Raw genomic sequence first — 18,613 nt, 5'->3', positions numbered from 1 at the left:
GATGGATGATCTCCTGCCGTTTTACGAGCGCGAACTGGCATTTCTGCGCAGCTACTCTCGTCAGTTTTCTGAACGCTACCCGAAAATTGCCGGGCGGCTGTTGCTGGCTGGCGACGTCAGTGAAGACCCTCATGTCGAGCGGATGATTCAGTCGTTTGCCCTGATGGGCGCACGCATCTCGAAAAAGATCGAAGACGATTACCCCGAATTTACTGAAGCACTGCTGCAAGTGCTGTACCCGCACTACTTGCGACCCTTTCCTGCTTGTTCGATTACCGAATTCGATCTCGGTGATGGTGCCGGGAAACTCTCCGAATGTGTGACATTGCCGCGTGGAACTGAGTTGTTGTCCCGCCCTGTACGGGGTGTGGAATGCCGGTTTCGTTCGGTCTACGACGTGGCCTTGGCGCCATTGCGTATTGCTTCGGCGCGCTTTAGCCCATTGGTGCAGGCGCCCCGTGCCGTACAACTGCCGCTCAAGGCCAGCGCCCAGCTTTCAATTACCTTTGAGCTTTTGTCCACTCATGGCTCCATGCGGGAGCTGGGTCTGGATCATGTTCGATTGTTTATCGACGGTGAGCCGTCGTTTTGTGCAGTGCTGCGCGATGTGCTCGCACTGAACGTCGCCAAGGCCTATCTCGAGTCGAGCGACAGTGGGCAATGGCAGGCACTCTCTGCATCCCCAATGAAGAGTGTCGGTTTTGCTGAAAATGAGGCGCTGATTGACTGGCCGGCGCGGGCTCATCCGGCGTATCGGTTGTTGACAGAATTTTTCGCGTTCCCAGAGAAATTTGGTTTTTATGACTGCGATTTGAGGGGCGCTCAAGGCCGGCGTTTTACGCTGCATCTATTGCTCAGCGATGTGCTGCCAGGTTCGACCGCTTCGCGCCTGTTGGAAGGGTTATCCGCCGCCAACGTGCGCTTGCACTGTACGCCAGTGGTGAACCTGTTTCGACAGCATGCACGCCCTATTTTGGTGTCGCACCAGGCCGTGTCTTACAACGTTGTTGGAGACCAGCAAGCGGCGTCTGCGTTTGAAGTGCATGCCATTGAATCGGTCACTCGCACCACCGAAACAGCGAGTGGAGAATCCCAGAGTGAGATCCGGCCATTTTATTCGTTGCACCACGGCGAATGCCAGGAACGTAACGGCCTTTACTGGGTAGCGCACCGGGATGAAAACCTGGCGCGTAGAAGTCCTGGTCATGAACTGCAATTGACTATCGTCGATCCTGATATGGACCCCATTTCTCCAGGTAATTCGTCGTTAAGCCTGGAGCTGACTTGTAGCAATCGCAATCTCCCTGAGCAACTTGCCTACGGCGTGCCGAGTGGCGATTTGCGCATGCCCGGTGGCTCCCTGGCACAGCGTATTTCGCTGTTGCGCAAACCTACGGCCGCCGTGCGTTTTGCCTGTGATCGCGGTGCGCAATGGCGCTTGATTTCGCATTTGTCTCTCAACCACTTGTCGCTGGTCGAGGGCGGGGCTGCGGCATTTCGCGAAATGCTCAAGCTGTACGACTTGCAACGCTCAGCCACGACGGCCCGGCAAATTGAAGGCATACATGCGCTGAGTCACCGCCCGGTCACCGCCTGGTTGCCCGGCAAATACTTTGCCAGCGTAGCGCGTGGGACCGAAATACGGTTGGTGATCGATGAGGAAAGCTTTGTCGGTATCGGCCTGCACATCTTTGCCCAGGTGGTGGATCACTTCTTTGGGCTTTACGTTCATGCCAACAGCTTCACGCAGTTGGTGCTGATATCCAAACACAGCGGTGAGGAGGTCCTTCGATGCCAACCCCGAAGCGGCGACTCGATACTGGTGTGATCGCTCGGATGGTCGAGCAGCCTTATCGCTATGAGTTTTTCCAGGCAGTTCGGGTGCTGGAGCATCTGTTTGTTGGACAAGGCGACCGCCCCGGCGACGTGGTGGGTAAGCGCCTGCAATTTCACAACACCCTAACCCTAGGTTTTCCCGCCAGTGAGCTTGAGCGGATGGAGGTGTTGGCAAAAACTCCCGAACAGGGGTTGGAACGTGTTGAGCAATGGCAGGCACATTTTCAGGGCCATCTTGATTCGGTGGCACTGACCCCGGCGTTTTTTGGCCTGCTGGGAGGGCAGGGGGCTTTACCGCTGTCCTACACCGAACGCCTGGGAGAACGGGAAGTGGTCCACCGTGATCGGGCCGCGCGAGCGTTTTTAGACATCTTCAGCAACCGTGCCACGGCATTGTTCTACGGCGCCTGGAAGAAGTACCGACTCGCCTTGCAGTACGAGCTGGATCGCCAGGGGCGTTTTCTGCCGTTGACCCAAGCCTTGACCGGGTTGACGCAACGCTCTCTTTCCAACGACCCCGAGTCGGGCGGTGTATCCGACCAAGCTCTTGCGTTCTACAGCGGGGCCATCGGTCATCGGCCGTTGTCGGCGGCGTATTTACAACGCGTGCTCAGCGAATATTTCCAGGTGCCCGTACGAATTGAGCAATTTGTTGGCGGTTGGCATTCGGTACCGACGGATCAACGCTCCCACCTTGGCGCCCCCGGCTTGACGTTGGGACGTAATGCCTTGGTCGGTGGCCGTGTCTGGCAGCGCGATTTGCGCATGCGCCTATGGGTAGGACCGCTGTTGCGCGAAACGTTTGATGACTTCTTGCCCGGTGCGAACGCTGCCAAGGCGCTGGCAACATGGCTGACCTTGATGGTCGGCAGCTGCCTGGAGTATGAGGTGTGCCTGGTCTTGCAAGCCGATCAGGTGGAAGGGGTAACCCTGTCACCAACGGGCAGCAGACGGCTGGGCAGGGATGCGTTTCTGGTCACGCAGGTGCAACACATGGATCGGACCGATGCCCGTTACCAGATCGCCACATTGCATTGAACACGTGGGTCAACGCTGACGGCTTGACCACGCCATTTATCAAGGACGCACGATGAGCTCTTCACTGAAAACCCTGATCGCCAAACTCAACACCACCTGCCGTCAAGCCGCCGAACAAGCTGTCAGCCGTTGCCGGGCGCGTGGGCATTTTGAGGTGGAGGTTGAACATCTTTTGTTGGCCTTGTTGGAGCAGCGCCACAGTGATGTGTCCGTCATCGTCAAACGCAGCGGCTTGAGCCTGGAAAAACTGGAAGCGGAACTCAGCCAGGAACTGGGTACTTTACGCGACGGTAGCACCCGCACCCCGGTGTTCTCCACGCAACTGCCGGTGTGGCTCGAGAGTGCCTGGTTGATTGCCTCCCTTGAAGCGCAGGACGGCGCTATCCGTAGCGGTCATTTGCTGCTGGCGCTGTTGACCCAGCCGGCCCTGGCGCAAAGGGCGACCCGTAGTTCAACGATGCTGGCGCAACTGTCGCCTGAAGACCTTAGGGCTCATTTTGACCGGTTCACCGAAGGCTCCCAGGAGCAAGATCATGTCAGCGATGTTGGGCCTGAGGCAGAGGCCGGTGAGAGGGCGGCTATACGGGTGAAAACACCGGTGCTGGATCAGTTCACCACCAGCCTGACCCAGCGCGCCCGCGACGGGCACCTGGACCCGGTTATCGGCCGCGAGGTGGAAATTCGCCAAGTGATCGACATCCTCATGCGCCGTCGGCAAAACAACCCGATCCTTACCGGTGAAGCTGGTGTAGGCAAAACCGCGGTAGCCGAGGGCTTGGCGCACGCCATCGTCGTTGGCGATGTGCCCAGTGCGTTGCTGGGCGTTGAATTGCTGGCGTTGGACATGGGGTTGCTGCAGGCTGGGGCCAGTGTCAAAGGTGAGTTTGAGCTGCGCCTTAAGAACGTGATTGAGGAAGTCAAAAAACATCCGGTCCCCATCATTCTGTTTATCGACGAAGCCCACACGTTGATCGGCGCAGGGGGCACGGCCGGGCAAAATGATGCCGCCAACTTACTCAAACCGGCCTTGGCGCGTGGGGAACTGCGTACCTTGGCGGCGACCACGTGGTCCGAGTACAAAAAATTCTTCGAAAAAGATGCGGCGCTGACCCGTCGCTTTCAGATGGTCAAGGTGGATGAACCGTCCGAAGCGGTAGCCGCCGCTATGTTGCGGGCGTTGGTGCCGTTGATGGAGCAGCACTTCAACGTACGTGTGCTGGATGAGGCTGTCACTGAAGCGGTGCGGTTGTCGCATCGCTATATCAGTGCCCGGCAACTGCCGGACAAAGCCGTCAGCGTGTTGGACACGGCCTGTTCAAGGGTCGCCCTGAGCCAAGGTGTTCGGCCTGCGGTGATCGCGGATCTTCAGAAACAGCTGGAGCAACTGGAGGTCCAGCGCCAGGCGTTGAATCGTGAACTCGCCAGCGGCGGTCAGCACGAAAAGCGCCTCGGTGAACTGCAAGCTCAATCCGCGACGCTGAAGCAACAGTTGGACGATGCCAATGCACTTTGGCAGCAAGAAGCGCAGCTGGTCCAACGTATCGCTAAACTGCGTGGTGAGTTGGAGGAGGGAATGCCCTCGGTCAATTCGTTTACGACGGGACGTAAAAAAGCGCCCGTGTCACCTCAACGCTTGGAACTGGCCAGGGCGATGGAGGCCTTAGCCAACGTGCAAGGGGAAAACCCCTTACTGCCGTTGCAAGTTGACGCCAATGTCATTGCCCAGGTGGTGTGCGCGTGGACCGGCATTCCTTTGGGCAAGATGGTCAAGGACGAAATTCGCACGGTGCGCACCTTGGGCGATGTGCTGGAGACCCGGGTGATAGGCCAGTCCCACGCCTTGGCCGCTATCGCACAGCGGGTGCGCACTGCTCGCGCTTATCTTGAAGACCCCAATAAACCCAAGGGGGTGTTTCTGTTCGTCGGACCTTCCGGCGTAGGCAAGACTGAAACCGCCCTGGCCTTGGCCGATGCGCTGTATGGCGGCGAGCGCAAGTTGATCACCTTCAACATGAGCGAATACCAGGAGGCGCACAGCGTCTCAGGACTCAAAGGCTCACCGCCCGGTTACGTCGGTTACGGCGAAGGCGGGCAACTGACCGAAGCCGTTCGGCGCAACCCGTACAGCGTGGTGCTGCTCGACGAAGTGGAAAAGGCCCACCCGGACGTGCTCGAACTGTTTTACCAGGTGTTTGACAAAGGCGTGTTGGACGACGCTGAAGGTCGTGAGATCGACTTTCGTAACACACTGATCATTCTCACCAGCAATACCGCCTCGTCGCTGATCATGCAGGCATGCCTCAACAAAACACCCGATGAACTGCCGGATGTCAAACAGCTGTCGGAGTTGATCCGCCCCACGCTGTACAAGACCTTCAAGCCAGCCTTTCTGGGCCGGATGGATGTCGTGCCTTACTACCCGATCAACGATGATTCGTTGGCCGCGATTATCCGCTTGAAACTGGATCGCGTCGGTCGCCGTGTCGAGGCCAATCACCAGGCCGAGTTCCACTACGACGATGCGCTGGTCGAGTCACTGCTGGTGCGTTGCACTGAAGTCGACATCGGCGCCCGTGCCGTTGACCAGATCATCAATGGCAGCCTGCTTCCGGAAATCGCCGATGCCGTGTTGGCACGCATGGCCGATGGGCAGGCCCTGTCTCGAATCAAAGTCGGCGCCAATAAGCGCGGCTTTACCTACCAGATCAAGTGAACTCCATCAGGAAGGATGACCTGTGACGGCCTCTACCGCATTGACGCAACAGCAGCGCCTTTTGCAACTGCACACCCCCTTGGGCGCAGACACGCTGGTCGCCGAGTACCTCGACGGCTGGGAGGCACTGGACCAGGACGGGTATTGCTTGCAACTGAGTGCCTTGTCGGCAGATGCACGTGTGCCCATTGAGCAACTGGTCGGCGCACCGGTGTTGATGCAAATGCAGTGTGCTGACTCGCGCACGGAGTTGCGCCCCTTTCATGGGCATGTCAGCCAATGCACGCGCGTCGGCAGCAACGGCGGGTTGGCCCGCTATCAGTTGCGGATCGAGCCTTGGCTGAGCGTGTTGCGGCATCGGCAAGACAGCTACGCCTTTCACGACCTGACCGTGATGGAAATTTGTGAGCAGATCTTCGGGTTCTATCGCCAAGGCGTGCTGCAACCGCAATGGCGCTGGGCGTTGGATGACCCAAGCGTGTACCGCAAGCGCAGCCTGACCACCCAATATCAAGAAACCGACCTGGCGTTTGTGCAGCGGCTGCTGGCGGAGGAGGGCATTGCCTATCACTTTGAGCACCAGGGTGATGTGCAAGCGCCGAGCCTGGGTTGCCATACCCTGGTACTCACCGACAGCAACACAAAACTGGCACCGAATGCGCCGGTCACTCTGCGTTTTCATCGCAGTGACGTCACCGAGGCTGAGGACAGCGTTCAGCAATGGGCGGAAGAGCACCGCTGGATGGTCGGACAGGTACAGCGCCAAAGCTGGGACTACCGCAGCCATTCATTGTTGTCAGGACACGCTCAGGGCAACACCGGCATCAATGGATGTGTGGACCAGGACACGGTCGGCCCGTATGCCTGGACGGACACTGCCCAGGGTGAACAGCGCGCCCGTCAGCACCTGAATGCCCAGCAGGTGGCGCGCCGCCAAGTCCACAGCCTGGGGACGTGGCGGCGCTTGGCCGCGGGCTCCTCTCTATGTTTGAGTGAACATGACAGCGTTCAGGCAGATGAACCGATGCTGTGCGTCCGCGTTCGTCACCAGGCCCGCAACAACCTGGATGCTCAATTGCAAGCGGCAGTACTGGCAGGGCTGGGGCCAATACCCGACCAGCCGGAGGCGCTGTATTGCAACCACTTCACTCTCATCCCCGCCAGTCACCCTTATCGCCCGCAAACCCAAGACGGTCACGGACGCCGCTTGCATCCCATCCCAACCGTCCACGGTGCACAGAGCGCCATTGTGATCGGCGACGGCGGCCCAGTGCTGACCGATCGCGACCAACGCATCAAGGTGCAATTCCACTGGCAGCGCGGCGAACGCTCATCTAGTCATTGCGCCCATCCTCGTGCTACCGACAATGCGCCGGCAGACGCCAGTGTTGGCACGTGGGTGCGCGTGGCCGCGACTCAGGCCGGCGGTAATTGGGGGAGTGCCTGGGTGCCTCGGGTCGGCCAGGAGGTGCTGGTGGAGTTCCTCGAAGGGCATATCGATCGCCCGGTGGTCATCGGCTCGCTTTACAACGGCCGGGGCCAGGCCGAAGCGGCGCATAACCAGATCGCGGGTGGTCCCTCCGGCAGTACCGGCAATGCACCCGCGTGGTTCCCCGGTAACCAACACGCCGGGGTACTCAGTGGCTGGAAAACCCAGGACCTGACCACCAGTGCCACTGGCAGCGGTGGCTATCGACACCTGCAGTTCGACGACACCCCAGGGCAAAGCCGCGTCCAGCTCTACACCACGGACCAAGACAGTGGTTTGACCTTGGGACACCTCAAACAGAACAAAGACAACAAACGCCTGGCGGATCGAGGCTATGGCGTCGAGCTGCACACCCAGGCCCAAGGTGCATTGCGAGCCGGTACCGGACTACTACTGACGACGGAGCCGGCTGACCAGCAAATGCAGGCCAAAGGGCTGTTGGCCGAGCTGGAAAAAGCTCAAGACCAAGTGAAACAACTGGCTGACAATGCGAAGCAGCAGAACGCCGGGCTAGCCAGCGACAGCCAGCAATTGCCCGTCAGCGAAGCCCTGCAGAACAGCCAGGAAAGTCTTCAGGCTACACAACAGGGCACCGCGTCAGGCTCCGGCATTGGTGGTGGCGAAGGGCAAGTAGCTGCGTGGAGCAAGCCGCTGCTCGCGCTCTATGGCCAAGCCGGCGTGCTCAGCCTAACGCCCAAGCACCAGGTCTGGGCGACGGGCACCCAATGTCTACTCAACGCCGGCGCGGACATTAATCTCACCGCCCAAGGTCACACCGCCTTTCTCGCGGCGCAAGGCTTGGTGCTGTTTACCTGTGGCGTAGAGAGCGACAGTCGTCCTATCGCGAACACCGGCATTGCCCTGCACGCCGCCAGCGGCGCGGTAAGCGTGCAAGCGCAAAGCGACAAGCTCAGTGTTGCCGCACAGCAAAATATTCGCATGGTCAGCACTCAGGGCAATGCTCATGTGCAGGGCAAAGAGCACCTGTTGTTGAACGTGCAAGGCGCGACCGTTCGGCTGGTAGGGGGCAACATTGAGATTCACGCGCCGGGGGCGGTGACGTTTAAGGCGCAGCGGCACGCCTTAACGGGCCCGAAGAATAGTGCTCCTAATCCCGCAGTGTTGAACAAAGGACGGTTCACAGGTTGCGAGTTCAAAAATAGCGAAGCAGACATGTCGGGTGCATCTGTTGTTTAGAAAAAGGGAGGTTTCTATGGACGAAACTGGCATCAGCACGATCACTGAACTGCTGTTTAACAAGGTGGCGTCACACCTCAATACCTACGTATTGCTGGATATGGCACGCCCTCATGCATTGGACGAAGTTGTGCGGGATAGGGCGCTAGACAATATGGCGTATTTGAAACATCCCGATTTTTCTGAGCAACCTCAAAAAGCACCAGTGCTGGTGAGGTTGGTGGGGCGTCACGATGATTTGCTGGACGCCAGCGTTGGCCTAGCAGTACAGCAAACGATGAACTCTGACTGTCGTCTTCGGCAGGTGGGAGGATGGCTATCTTCCTCGCTGTGCCCACAGCAGTTGGCCAGCCTGTTGAGCTCGAAGCTCAAGCTGCTACATGGCAATGGTAAGGCCCGACTGCGGTTTTATGACCCACGAGTGATGGCGCAACTACCTGGTGTTTTCGATACGCCGCAATTGATGCAGCTCGAAAGCGGTGTCGAGCAGTGGATCTATTTGGATGAGGGCGCACAACTGCAGCAAACCGCTTATCCCTCGCCCGTACCGATAAGTCGAGCACCGTTTCTCGCGAATGCCGAACAGTGGTCAGCACTAATGCAGGTTGAAGTCGTGAACTCGGCAATCCATATGCTCAAGACGTTAGGTTGTTCCTATGAGCCTGAATGGAACACGCAAATAACACGTTTAACCCGACGTGCGATTGGACAAGGTTTTACCCAGAAAATAGAACAAGCAACCTTTGCTGTCTTTGGAGTTTGGCTGCATCACGGTTTCGACTTACACCCGCGAATTGACGAAGTGCTGGAAGAGGCCCGTAAAAGTGGAGTTGGTTTTTGTGAGGCAATGGGCGTGGTTTCAGGTGATGAGCTGCTACGTATCAAGCATGAGCTGGAGCACGCACATGCCGGCTAGTTTCTTCAGTCCCTCAATGTGCCAGTTGCGAGTGTCTTTGAGTGAGTTAAAGGGGGGAATAGTGAACAAATTTCAGATGGTAATTTTCCTAGCGAAAAACTCCACGAGCTTACAGAGACAGGCGCTTTACCCACGTTTTGGTCGGGTCACTCATTGGATGATCTTGCTATGAGCAATCCAATAATCAACGCGAGTCGAAATTCAATGGTGCCGTGTAGGCCTGGCAAGTGCAATTTTTGCAATAAACAGGGGTTGCTGATTTTCCCGCTGAGGCATTCGGCTTTTTGTAGCGACAGCCCGATGCTGCTGGACAAGGTCGCGGTGGTGGCGCTGGGCGAGTCGTTTGACTTTCCCCAGGTGCGCTTCAGTGCGCGGATGCTGCGCAAGAGTTACCTGTATGTGCTGGTCGAGCGTAACGGCCTGAAGACCTGGCAGTCGTATTTTGTCACCGACGATGCGCGCCTCTATCAATTCGCCCCGCTCTACCCACCCGCTCCAAGCCTGACCTTCAGTTGCTCCCGAGATGCTAATGCGCCCTCGACCTCGGCGGTCAGTATTGAAAAGCCGGAAGAGGTGAAAGACACCTACTGGTTGTACACGCCTGATTCCTTGTCCGAAGCCAAGTTAGAGGAGTACGAACAGTCTGCGGCGGCGTTTTCCAATGAGGGGAAAATGCAGCACTTCAGCCCGGCGGACTGGGTCAACGGCAACCGTCACCAGCAGTTCAGTCTTGAGTCGCAGGCCTTGGCCCAATGGGTATTGGAATACAAAGCATTGGGCATAACCGCTACGGCGGAGACTCAGGACGCCTCGCCGACGCAGTTGGCTGCACGTTCTCCGGCCCTGCTCAATGCCCTGAATCAACAGGCCTATCCACCGCTGTGCCCATCGGGTGCATTGGACAGTGGGCGCCTCACGTCATCATATCTTCGTCTTGTAGCATTGCGGGATGCGCTGGAGCGAGATCAGGGCGCTGCCCTGGTGCTACGTGATGCGATCGGTGTGACCCAGGAGCTGAACGCCTGGCGTAATGCGGCGCTGGAAGGGGCGGAGCACTGGCTGAATGAAGAACAGGATGGCGCCACCAATCACTGGCGTGTTCAGGTTGCGTTGCGGCTCAAGGATGTGCGCGAGGGCATCCGTGAGCACCGGATTAAAAAAGCCGACGAAAGCATCGATGATTGGGCCCACGACAGTTATACCGAAGAAAACCTTCAAGGCGCGGTTCCGGACAAAAACAAAGCCGAACGAGAAGCTTACGTTCAACGTGTCCTCAGGCAGCGCAGCTTGAGAATGACTGAGCTTGAATTGATTCCTGAAGAGGTAAAGATTCGCGAAGAAGCGGAAAGGCTTTACCCCGATACCGGTGCAGAGGCGCGCGAGAGCATGCGTGGGGCGGCAAAGGCCGCAAAGCGCCGGCAAATGGGCGAAGAGGAGATCGAGCGGCGCAAAAAACGCGCCGGTGAGCAGGCGCTTAAGCTGTTCGATCAACTGGATATGAACGAGGTCGATGCGGTGCTGGCACAGTTCGATGCCAAAACCGCCGAGTGCGAAGCCATCGCAGAAGCACGGGCCGCAGACCATTTAACCGTATTGCAGAGCGCCTATTTGCTCAACGCTTGGTACGCCTATGACCCAAAGGATCTGCGACGTGGATGGGCGTTCGCGATTCAGGCCGCGCTGTGCACCTTGGGCATGGAAGCGTGCCCGCCGGGCCAAGCCCTGCTGACGCGGTGGTGGGAAGACACGCAAATCGCCGAAGGCAACCTGTTTTGGCGAGGTTATGCCTTGAATCAGCAGGACCTCATCGAAGACACGCGGGGCGGTTTGACCGAAAGCAAATCACTGTTTGCCAGCCTGCCGCTCAAGGACATTGCCGCCAAGGCCATCAAGGAAATCAAGCGCGGTAAAAGCATCATCAACACCTTCGAAAAAGCCAACAAAGTGCTAGCCGATGGCGAAAAACTCGCGCCCATGGACTGGTTGGCCCGTTCGCAGATGGGCGTTCTGATGGGTTGGTACGCGCAGTTGGCCAAAGGCGTATTCACCTACGGTTCACCCAATAGTGTTGATAAGGCCATGGCCCATGTACTGACCACCGCCGTGAGCTGGCGCCTGGGGAATTACGCCCCGCAGTTACGCCTGGAAGAGTTGGCCGAAGCCAAGACGCCAAAGAGCATCGACCGGGTGCGTTCGGAATTGCAGGTGCGGGTGCGCGCCTCGGTTCAGGCGGAGCTGGATGCCGGCAAGATGGGCAACTTTTATGCGGTGCGGATTGGGGTGATTGTGGGGCTGTACGAAGCGTTTCAGCTCTATAACAAAGCCCAGGCGATGCCGGATGGCAACAAGCAGAAAGCGGAGTTTGCGGCGGCGGCGTTGGCGACCACCGCAGTGGCGTTGGACCTGATGCACACCGGGGCGGAGTGGACCAGTAAGAAATATGGGGCTGCAACGGCGACAGGCAGGATTGCGGCGAGTTGGGGCGGTGGTTTGAAATTGTATGGCGGATTTTTGGGTGCTATAGGCGGCGTGATTGGTGGTTCGCTAGATGTGAACACTGCTGTCGATCATATCCACAAAAAACGGTTTTCGTTGGCGTTCGCATATGCTGTTAAAGGCGCTGCCACATTCGGAGTTGCATTTCTTTCGCTAGGAATTGCGATATCTGGAAGTGGTCCATATTTAAGGATGTTGATAGCTAAAACCGGTAATGCAATTACTTTGGAACTCCTTAAAATTCTTGAGGCAGTTGCGGTACGTTTAGCTGCAGAGCGAGCACTTCTTTTAATGCGGGCGGGACTGGCACGACTTGCTTGGGTCGTGTTGGTAATTGGTGGGGTGATATGGTTGTTTGAGCCGACAGCTATTGAAGCATGGTGTGAAAAGTCAGTATTTCGTAAAAGTAAAAATACTAAAGGGTTCAAAGGGCAAGCTGAAGAAATCGTAGGTTTGGAATCTTCCTTCATAAGTATGGTTGGTAAATGATGTTTTTATTTGAGCGTGTGATGTGGTCTATAAAAACAGAAAGTCCAGAAATGCGAGAGCATTGGAAGAGGGAAGTCGCCAAAAGTGACGTGGTACCTACCTCGATTGCCACGCGTTTGGATGAAAGTGAAAAGTTGTGGGAGTTTTATGAGTCAGCTAGTGATGATCCTACTGATGCAGGTTCACTATATGGATTTGGAGAAAACCACATTGATGTGCGCGGAGCTTTTCAAGAGGAGAAGCGGGGACTAATTGCATTTGCCTTCCTAGTATTATCTGTTGGGCTAAATTTGTACATGTTCTATGGCTTTGTATGGACAGTTGTTTCTGTTGTTATTTCGGATTTAAACACTGAAAAGGCTGTAGGTTTTGATGGGTGGTTTTTTGGTAGTTTGATTGTCAGCCTCTGGTTCGTAATGAATTACTTTCTTTGGAAACATACTTGGAGGTGGGTTCGTGTCGAGTTATTTACTCAGCGCCATATAGTCGTTCGTTTCAATCGCATAACGCGGCATGTCTATGTGAATCGTCCTGATTACGCTGGAGGGGTCGTCACCTTACCGTGGGACGCCGTGGTTCCAGTTATCAATCCAGAAGCCCCGGATTTTATGGGGGCGGGTGGTTTTTTGGTATTGGGTTTCCTTTCTGATCATTCTGGGGCCGGTTACGATGAACTACTCATGTTAGGGCGGCCTATGCACGGCAATGAGGAACTGGTGGGCTTCTGGGAGTTTATCCGTCGTTTCATGGAAGAAGGACCCGAAGCTGTTCCCAAGCCTAAGAGGTTGCTCACACTAAGGCCATTACCTGTCGAGCCTGTCAGAGCAACGCTTCGCTTCATGTCGGGCTTTTGGCGCAACGGCGGAAAGTTCGCCGCGTTGATCACGGGCACCTTGCTGTCACCTTTGATCATCCTGCATGCACTGAGTCATTGGATTTCATTGCTTCTGTGCTGGGCACCTCGTTGGCCAAAAGAAATTCGAGAAGCAGGGCAACCGGGCAAGCCCATTCCCAAGCTTACGACTGCGGAAGACTTCGGCCCTATTATCGGTGCCAATCTGCGGGCCAACACCCTCAAAGAGCGAAGCGAAACACCTATGCCCGAGCGACCCGGTTGGCGGCCGGCTGCGCGGCAGCAGGATCACAGCCATGTGTAATCAGCCATACCAGCATGTTGGGGATGTGGTTGATGAGCGCGGTCCCTTTGGCGGAATAATATTGCAGTGATAAACCCCATCATCAGTGCTGTTCAAAGCTTGGTAGTGCCGAAGACGCTTGGTAGATGCCTGTTTTGCAACAAACAGGGGTTGCTGATTTTCCCGCTGAGGCATTCGGTTTTTTGTAGCGACAGCCCGATGTTGTTGGACAAGGTCGCGGTGGTGGCGCTGGGCGAGTCGTTTGACTTCCCCCAAGTGCGCTTCAGTGCGCGGATGCTGCGCAAGAGTTACCTGTATGTGCTGGTCGAGCGTAACGGCCTGAAGACCTGGCAGTCGTATTTTGTCACTGACGATGCGCGGCTCTATCAATTCGCCCCGCTCTACCCACCCGCTCCAAGCCTGACCTTCAGTTGCTCCCGAGATGCTAACGCGCCCTCGACCTCGGCGGTCAGTATTGAAAAACCGGAAGAGGTGAAAGACTCCTACTGGTTGTACACGCCTGATTCCTTGCTGGAGCCAGCAGCTATTGAGTCATGGTGTGAGAAATCTGTTCTTCGTAGTCGCAAATCGGCTAAAGGTTTTAAGAGTGAAGTCGACGAACTTGTCGTTTTAGAACAAGCTTTTACGAAAATGGTGGCTAGTTAATGTTTTTCTTCGAACGAATGATGTGGTCCACGAGAACTGAGAGTCCGGAGCAGCGTGAGTTTTGGGATGAAGAGGTTGTCAAGAGCGAATCTAAAGAATCCCTCTCGGTCTCCAACGCACGTGTAAACATGAATGAGAAAGTTTGGAGGTATTGTGAGTCTGCCAGCGACCATCCGACTGATGCGAGTTCTCTATATGAGTTCAATGACGATTACATTGAGACTCGGGCAGCGTTTCAAGAGGAAAAGCGCGGGCTCATCACCTTCTGCTTTCTTTCCACGGCAATTATCGCTAATTTGTACTTGTTTTACGGTATGGTTATCATACCGCTAAGCAAGGTTATATTTGGTTCTAAGAATTCAGCGCCTTGGGACATTGAATGGATACTCACTTTATGTGTCACTCTCGTTCTCTGGGGCGGAGGGAACTATGTTCTATGGAAGTTTGCTTGGCGCTGGTTTCGCGTTGAGATTTTTACCCAGCGACATCTCCTTGCTCGTTTTAATCGCGCAACCCGGCAGGTATATGTGAATCGGCCAGATTATGCAGGTGGTATTGTCACTTTGCCTTGGGAGGCTGTTATCCCACTAATTAATCCGGATGATTCAGACCTAGTGGGAATTGGTGGTGTTTTAATTCTTGGTTTTCTCTCAGAGAATACCGGCGCTGGCTATGATGAAACTCTAATGCTGGGACGGCCCATGCACGGCAATGAGGAACTTGTCGGTTTCTGGGAGTTCATCAGACTGTTCATGGAGGAGGGGCCTCAAGCCGTCCCCAAACCCAGGAGGCTGCTCCCTCTAAGACCAACCCCTGTTGAGCCAGTCCGAGCAACGCTGCGATTCATGTCGGGCTTCTGGCGCAACGGTGGAAAGATTGCCGCGTTGATCACTGGCACCTTACTGTCTCCCCTGATCGCGCTGCATGCTCTGTGTCATTGGATTTCGCTACTCCTGTGCTGGGCACCTCGTTGGCCAAAAGAAATTCAAGAAGCAGGGCAACCGGGCAAGCCCATTCCCAAACTTACGACTGCGGAAGACTTCGGCCCTATTATCGGTGCCAATCTGCGGGCCAACACCCTCAAGGAGCGAGGCGAAACGCCTATGCCCGACCGACCTGGTTGGCGGCCGGCTGCGCGGAGGCAGGACCATAGCGATGTGTAATCGGCCACCTACGGCTCACCCAATAGCGTCGATAAGGCGATGGCAAATGTGTTGACTACCGCCGTGAGGCGGCGCCTGTAGGTAGGTTGAAAAATATTACGCGATCTCGCTTGCGAAGAAGTGACTGAGGTGCGCCTGCTGCAGATTTTGCCTTCAGCGACGGGCTATCCGTGACACGTTTTCAACCATCGCGGTCTCTTGGTAGTGCAACTCAACATCGAACCCCTGGCCCTGAGCGTGACACGCCTGGGTAGTGTGCTCAGTGTCGACAGCCAATTGACCCTGCTGCACCTCACCGCAACACCCCCAGCCTGAGTTAACGCATTGGCGCGGAGAAGGCGAATAACCCGATTACCCAACGAAGTTTCGACGGGTTTGTGTTGCCGAGAACGTTGCTGGAAGAGCGGGAGGGGAACGCGACGACAGGCAAGCTTACGCAACGTTGATAGGTAACGACTTACTCGTCCGTAAAGGAGAGCTTGGCGGTGCCACGCGTGATCAAAATGCCCACGGCAACCACCGCGATTCCGGCGTAGGTGGTCCACTGAATCACCTCCCCAAACATCCATGCCGCCCAGATCAAGGTCACCGGCGGCTCCAGGTACACCAGGGCCGCCGCACGGGTCGCTGACATCCCTTTCAGCAGGCTCCACAGGCTGAGGTAGGCGACAAACGTCGAGAATACGGTCAGCCAGGCAACGGACACCCAGACCTGCGGGCTGCTCGGTAGCTCAATCAAACCCAGTGGCAGGCCTGTGCCCGTTAGCAGGATCAGTGTCGCCACCGATTGCAAAAACAGCGGCATCAGTAACCCATCCCTGCTGTGATCGGTAGCCAACAATGCTTGCCGTCGTTGATACAGCGTGGCGATGGACAGGGTAAGCGCCGCGATCAGCGGCAGCGCGTACAGCCCGAGGTTGAGACGCTGGGTGGAGAGGCTGTATTCGCCAGCAATTACCACACTGACCCCGGCGAACCCGACCCCCAGTCCCAGCCATTCCTGCACGCCGCTGCGTTCATGCTGGCCGCGGCTGTTGATGGCGGCCGTGATCAAGGGTTGCAAGGCACAGATGATCGCGGCGATCCCGGCGGGCAGGCCGCCGCGAATGGCAATGTAGACGCTGACCAGATAGGCAAACTGAGCCAGAAAACCGATGACCGCGTTGTAGCGCACCTGCGCCCAGGTCAGCGCCCGCAGCCGGTGCAGTACCCACGGTAGCAGGCAAAGGCAAACCAGCAAAAAACGCCAGAACAGCAGGTTGATCGCCCCGGCGTCCTCGGTGCCAAGGCGCGCGCCGATAAAGCCGGAGCTCCATGACAGTACGAACACCCCCTGCAGCAGGAGCAGGTACAGCGGATGGGCTAACACGCGGGCGCCGTGACCCGACCCAGCTCTTCAAAGGTAATCGGATCGATACCGAGCGCCGCAAACTGGTGTGCAGCCTTTCGGCGCAGGCTCCATTGCAGGTGCAGCCAGTTGGGTAGCGTCGCGGGAATGCCGTCGTCGGAGGCCAAGTGCCAAAAGCGGTTGGCGTCCTCGGTGGTGTAGGGGCAGTGGAAGGACAGCACCAGTGACAGCCGACGCCCCGATTTTACCGGTCGCACGCCGTGGAACAGGTGGCTGCCATAGATAAACAACGCATCGCCCGGTTCAGCCAATGCGGCAGTTTCGAAGGTGCGATGGTCCAGGGCGTCGAAGGTGTCGATGGTGCGGTTGTGGAACAGAAATTCGCCACCGATGAAGTCGGAGGGATCGGATAGCAGAATGTTCAGCACGTAGTGGGTGCCGTCGGTGTGCCACATGCCGAGCTGTTCCCGTGGCTGTTCGGCTGACTTGGGGTAGAAATAGTTGACCTGAGCGCGGGCGTTGAGCAGCGGGTAGGGCACCAGCGGCACGCCAGCAATGCGCGAGATCGCCAGCAGGAATGCGCGGCTGCGCATCATATCGTGGAGGAACGGCGACAGTGCGGTGACCCCGCGTGTGCGGCGCGAAATGATCCAGTCGCTGTCGCCTGCGCAGTGTTCAAGCTCGGCGGCGATGCGTTGCAATGCTGCTACGGCGTCGTGGGTGAACAGGCCATGCACGGCGCTCAGGCCGGTAATGGTTTGCACCGCGATATTGGCGTGGGGGCTGCGCGTGTAGCCCAACTCGGCCAAGGTACGACTGTCGCTGATCAATGGGCCGGTCGGTGCCAGCAGGCTGTCCTGCCACTGCAGGTGTTCAAGCGGCGGGGCGGGCAATTTGGGCGTGCGCTGCAAGGTCGATTTGAACGCCAGTTTCAGGCGACCCAGCCCGCGTTCAAAGAGGGGATGCGTATTTGTGCGATCCATGGTTGTTCGCTCCGCAGTGAGGTGGCAGGTACTGGGCGATCTGGTAACGCACCGAGCCATCGCCGCTGACCAGTTCCTCCAGCACGGTGCAGTTGCCATGCAGTGAGCGCATGCGGCGAAATTGTTCGGGCGTGTATTTGATGCAGCTATTGGTCAGCAGGTAGCCGTGGTGGTCCAGGTGCTGCACGGGTTGCAGGGTGACGACGACATGCAACAGGTCATCGGGGATTTTCAGACGCAGCAGGGTGGTTTCGTGCTCGCCGATAGGAAGAAAACCCTGCTGACGCGCAATCAGTTGCGAGAAGCTGTGCATATGCGGGTTGGCGTAGAAGGCATGGATGCACGACTCAAGGCCTTCTTCGTACATCTGCATCTCCGAGATGATGTAGGTCGCTTCGCCAGCCAGGCTACGAATCAGGCGCCCGGTAGCGGCGGGGGCTTCGTTGCCTTCCTGGAAGCCGAGCATGGTGATCAGGGTCAGGTCTTGATCATGACGCAGTTGTGCGTGGGATACGGTGCGATAGTCAGCGGCAAGATAATGAACGCTGCCGCGCTCGGCGATGATGGGCGTGACCGCATCGCGCATGATGCTTTCGGACGTGGCATTGATGTCGATGGCCGTGTAGCGCAGGTTGTTGGCGGCCCGGGCAATCTGCGTCAGTAGAGGCACGGTCTTGATCGGCTCCGGTCCCAGTTCGACGTAGTGCACCCGTTGACCCTGGCTCAGCCTGGCGAGTCGGTCGGCCAGTTGGGTGAGGAGGCTATTGAGCGAGCCGTGGCCCTGAGCGTCGGCGCACAGCCCCTCGGTGTTGACGCCTTGCTCGTTGAGGGTGCACATCAGCAGGAAAAGCTGATGGTTGATGCGCTGCTCCTGCTGGGGGGTGTTTGCGGTATGTTTCAAGGTCGAGTACTTGGCGTGGTTCTCGACGCTCCAGAGCACGTGGCCTTGATACGGCGGGGTGTGTGCCAGCGCCTGGACCACAAGGTTGTTCAAGTTCATCCCTGGGACTCCCTTTCTTGGTTTTGTGAGGTGTTCACTCCTGTTGAGCGGCTAAGTGGGGCAGGGGATCTGCCTTGACCGCACCATAGGCAGGGCGGAAAAATCTGTACAGACGAATAAAGTGAATCGGTGATTCAAGGCAA

General features: G+C 57.0%; 12 protein-coding genes. 9 read left to right on the top strand and 3 right to left on the bottom strand.

Features of this window, described 5'->3' with window-relative positions:
• The first annotated feature begins 1 nt into the window (after position 1).
• From tssF to ACLD1Y_RS08405, 9 genes are all read left to right on the top strand, one after another.
• Positions 2 to 1,828 carry a type VI secretion system baseplate subunit TssF gene (tssF, locus tag ACLD1Y_RS08445; protein WP_429477183.1) on the top strand — a complete coding sequence of 609 codons (1,827 nt, stop codon included), beginning with the start codon at positions 2 to 4 and terminating at the stop codon, positions 1,826 to 1,828.
• Positions 1,792 to 2,874 carry a type VI secretion system baseplate subunit TssG gene (gene tssG / locus ACLD1Y_RS08440; RefSeq protein WP_429477181.1) on the top strand — a complete coding sequence of 361 codons (1,083 nt, stop codon included), beginning with the start codon at positions 1,792 to 1,794 and terminating at the stop codon, positions 2,872 to 2,874. Before tssF ends, tssG begins: the two co-directional genes overlap by 37 nt.
• A 52-nt stretch (positions 2,875 to 2,926) precedes the next feature.
• A complete protein-coding gene (gene tssH, locus ACLD1Y_RS08435; RefSeq protein ID WP_429477179.1) occupies positions 2,927 to 5,587 on the top strand; it encodes a type VI secretion system ATPase TssH in 2,661 nt (886 codons plus the stop codon).
• 22 nt (positions 5,588 to 5,609) lie between these two features.
• Positions 5,610 to 8,273 carry a type VI secretion system Vgr family protein gene (locus ACLD1Y_RS08430; protein ID WP_429477177.1) on the top strand — a complete coding sequence of 888 codons (2,664 nt, stop codon included), beginning with the start codon at positions 5,610 to 5,612 and terminating at the stop codon, positions 8,271 to 8,273.
• 16 nt (positions 8,274 to 8,289) lie between these two features.
• Positions 8,290 to 9,189 (top strand): DUF4123 domain-containing protein, encoded by a 900-nt coding sequence (locus tag ACLD1Y_RS08425; RefSeq protein ID WP_429477175.1) that lies wholly within the window; start codon positions 8,290 to 8,292, stop codon positions 9,187 to 9,189.
• A 168-nt stretch (positions 9,190 to 9,357) separates the two neighbouring features.
• Positions 9,358 to 12,174, top strand: a complete 2,817-nt coding sequence (locus ACLD1Y_RS08420; RefSeq protein WP_429477173.1) for a T6SS effector BTH_I2691 family protein — start codon at positions 9,358 to 9,360, stop codon at positions 12,172 to 12,174.
• The gene (locus ACLD1Y_RS08415; RefSeq protein WP_429477171.1) at positions 12,171 to 13,331 is read left to right on the top strand and encodes a DUF6708 domain-containing protein; all 1,161 of its coding nucleotides are present in this window, start codon (positions 12,171 to 12,173) and stop codon (positions 13,329 to 13,331) included. Before ACLD1Y_RS08420 ends, ACLD1Y_RS08415 begins: the two co-directional genes overlap by 4 nt.
• A 66-nt stretch (positions 13,332 to 13,397) precedes the next feature.
• The gene (locus tag ACLD1Y_RS08410) at positions 13,398 to 13,976 is read left to right on the top strand and encodes a toxin VasX (RefSeq protein WP_429477169.1); all 579 of its coding nucleotides are present in this window, start codon (positions 13,398 to 13,400) and stop codon (positions 13,974 to 13,976) included.
• Positions 13,976 to 15,139, top strand: coding sequence for a DUF6708 domain-containing protein (locus ACLD1Y_RS08405; protein ID WP_429477167.1), 1,164 nt, complete (start codon positions 13,976 to 13,978; stop codon positions 15,137 to 15,139). The genes ACLD1Y_RS08410 and ACLD1Y_RS08405 overlap by 1 nt, the downstream gene beginning before the upstream one ends.
• 457 nt (positions 15,140 to 15,596) lie before the next feature.
• On the opposite strand, the gene ACLD1Y_RS08400 is transcribed toward ACLD1Y_RS08405, so the two are convergent.
• Genes ACLD1Y_RS08400 through ACLD1Y_RS08390 form a run of 3 tightly spaced genes read right to left on the bottom strand, consistent with a single transcriptional unit; the run spans position 15,597 to position 18,470 of the window.
• Entirely contained in the window at positions 15,597 to 16,508 is a 912-nt protein-coding gene (locus ACLD1Y_RS08400) for a DMT family transporter (RefSeq protein ID WP_429477165.1), read from the bottom strand.
• Positions 16,502 to 17,470 carry a 2OG-Fe(II) oxygenase gene (locus tag ACLD1Y_RS08395; protein WP_429477164.1) on the bottom strand — a complete coding sequence of 323 codons (969 nt, stop codon included), beginning with the start codon at positions 17,468 to 17,470 and terminating at the stop codon, positions 16,502 to 16,504. Before ACLD1Y_RS08395 ends, ACLD1Y_RS08400 begins: the two co-directional genes overlap by 7 nt.
• Positions 17,439 to 18,470: an L-histidine N(alpha)-methyltransferase gene (locus ACLD1Y_RS08390; protein WP_429477163.1), complete on the bottom strand. Its 1,032-nt coding sequence runs from the start codon at positions 18,468 to 18,470 to the stop codon at positions 17,439 to 17,441. Before ACLD1Y_RS08390 ends, ACLD1Y_RS08395 begins: the two co-directional genes overlap by 32 nt.
• Positions 18,471 to 18,613: the final 143 nt, after the last annotated feature.

This window comes from Pseudomonas sp. 18175 (assembly GCF_050432925.1).
Classification (GTDB): domain Bacteria; phylum Pseudomonadota; class Gammaproteobacteria; order Pseudomonadales; family Pseudomonadaceae; genus Aquipseudomonas.
This window is presented reverse-complemented; position numbering and strand designations above follow the sequence as displayed.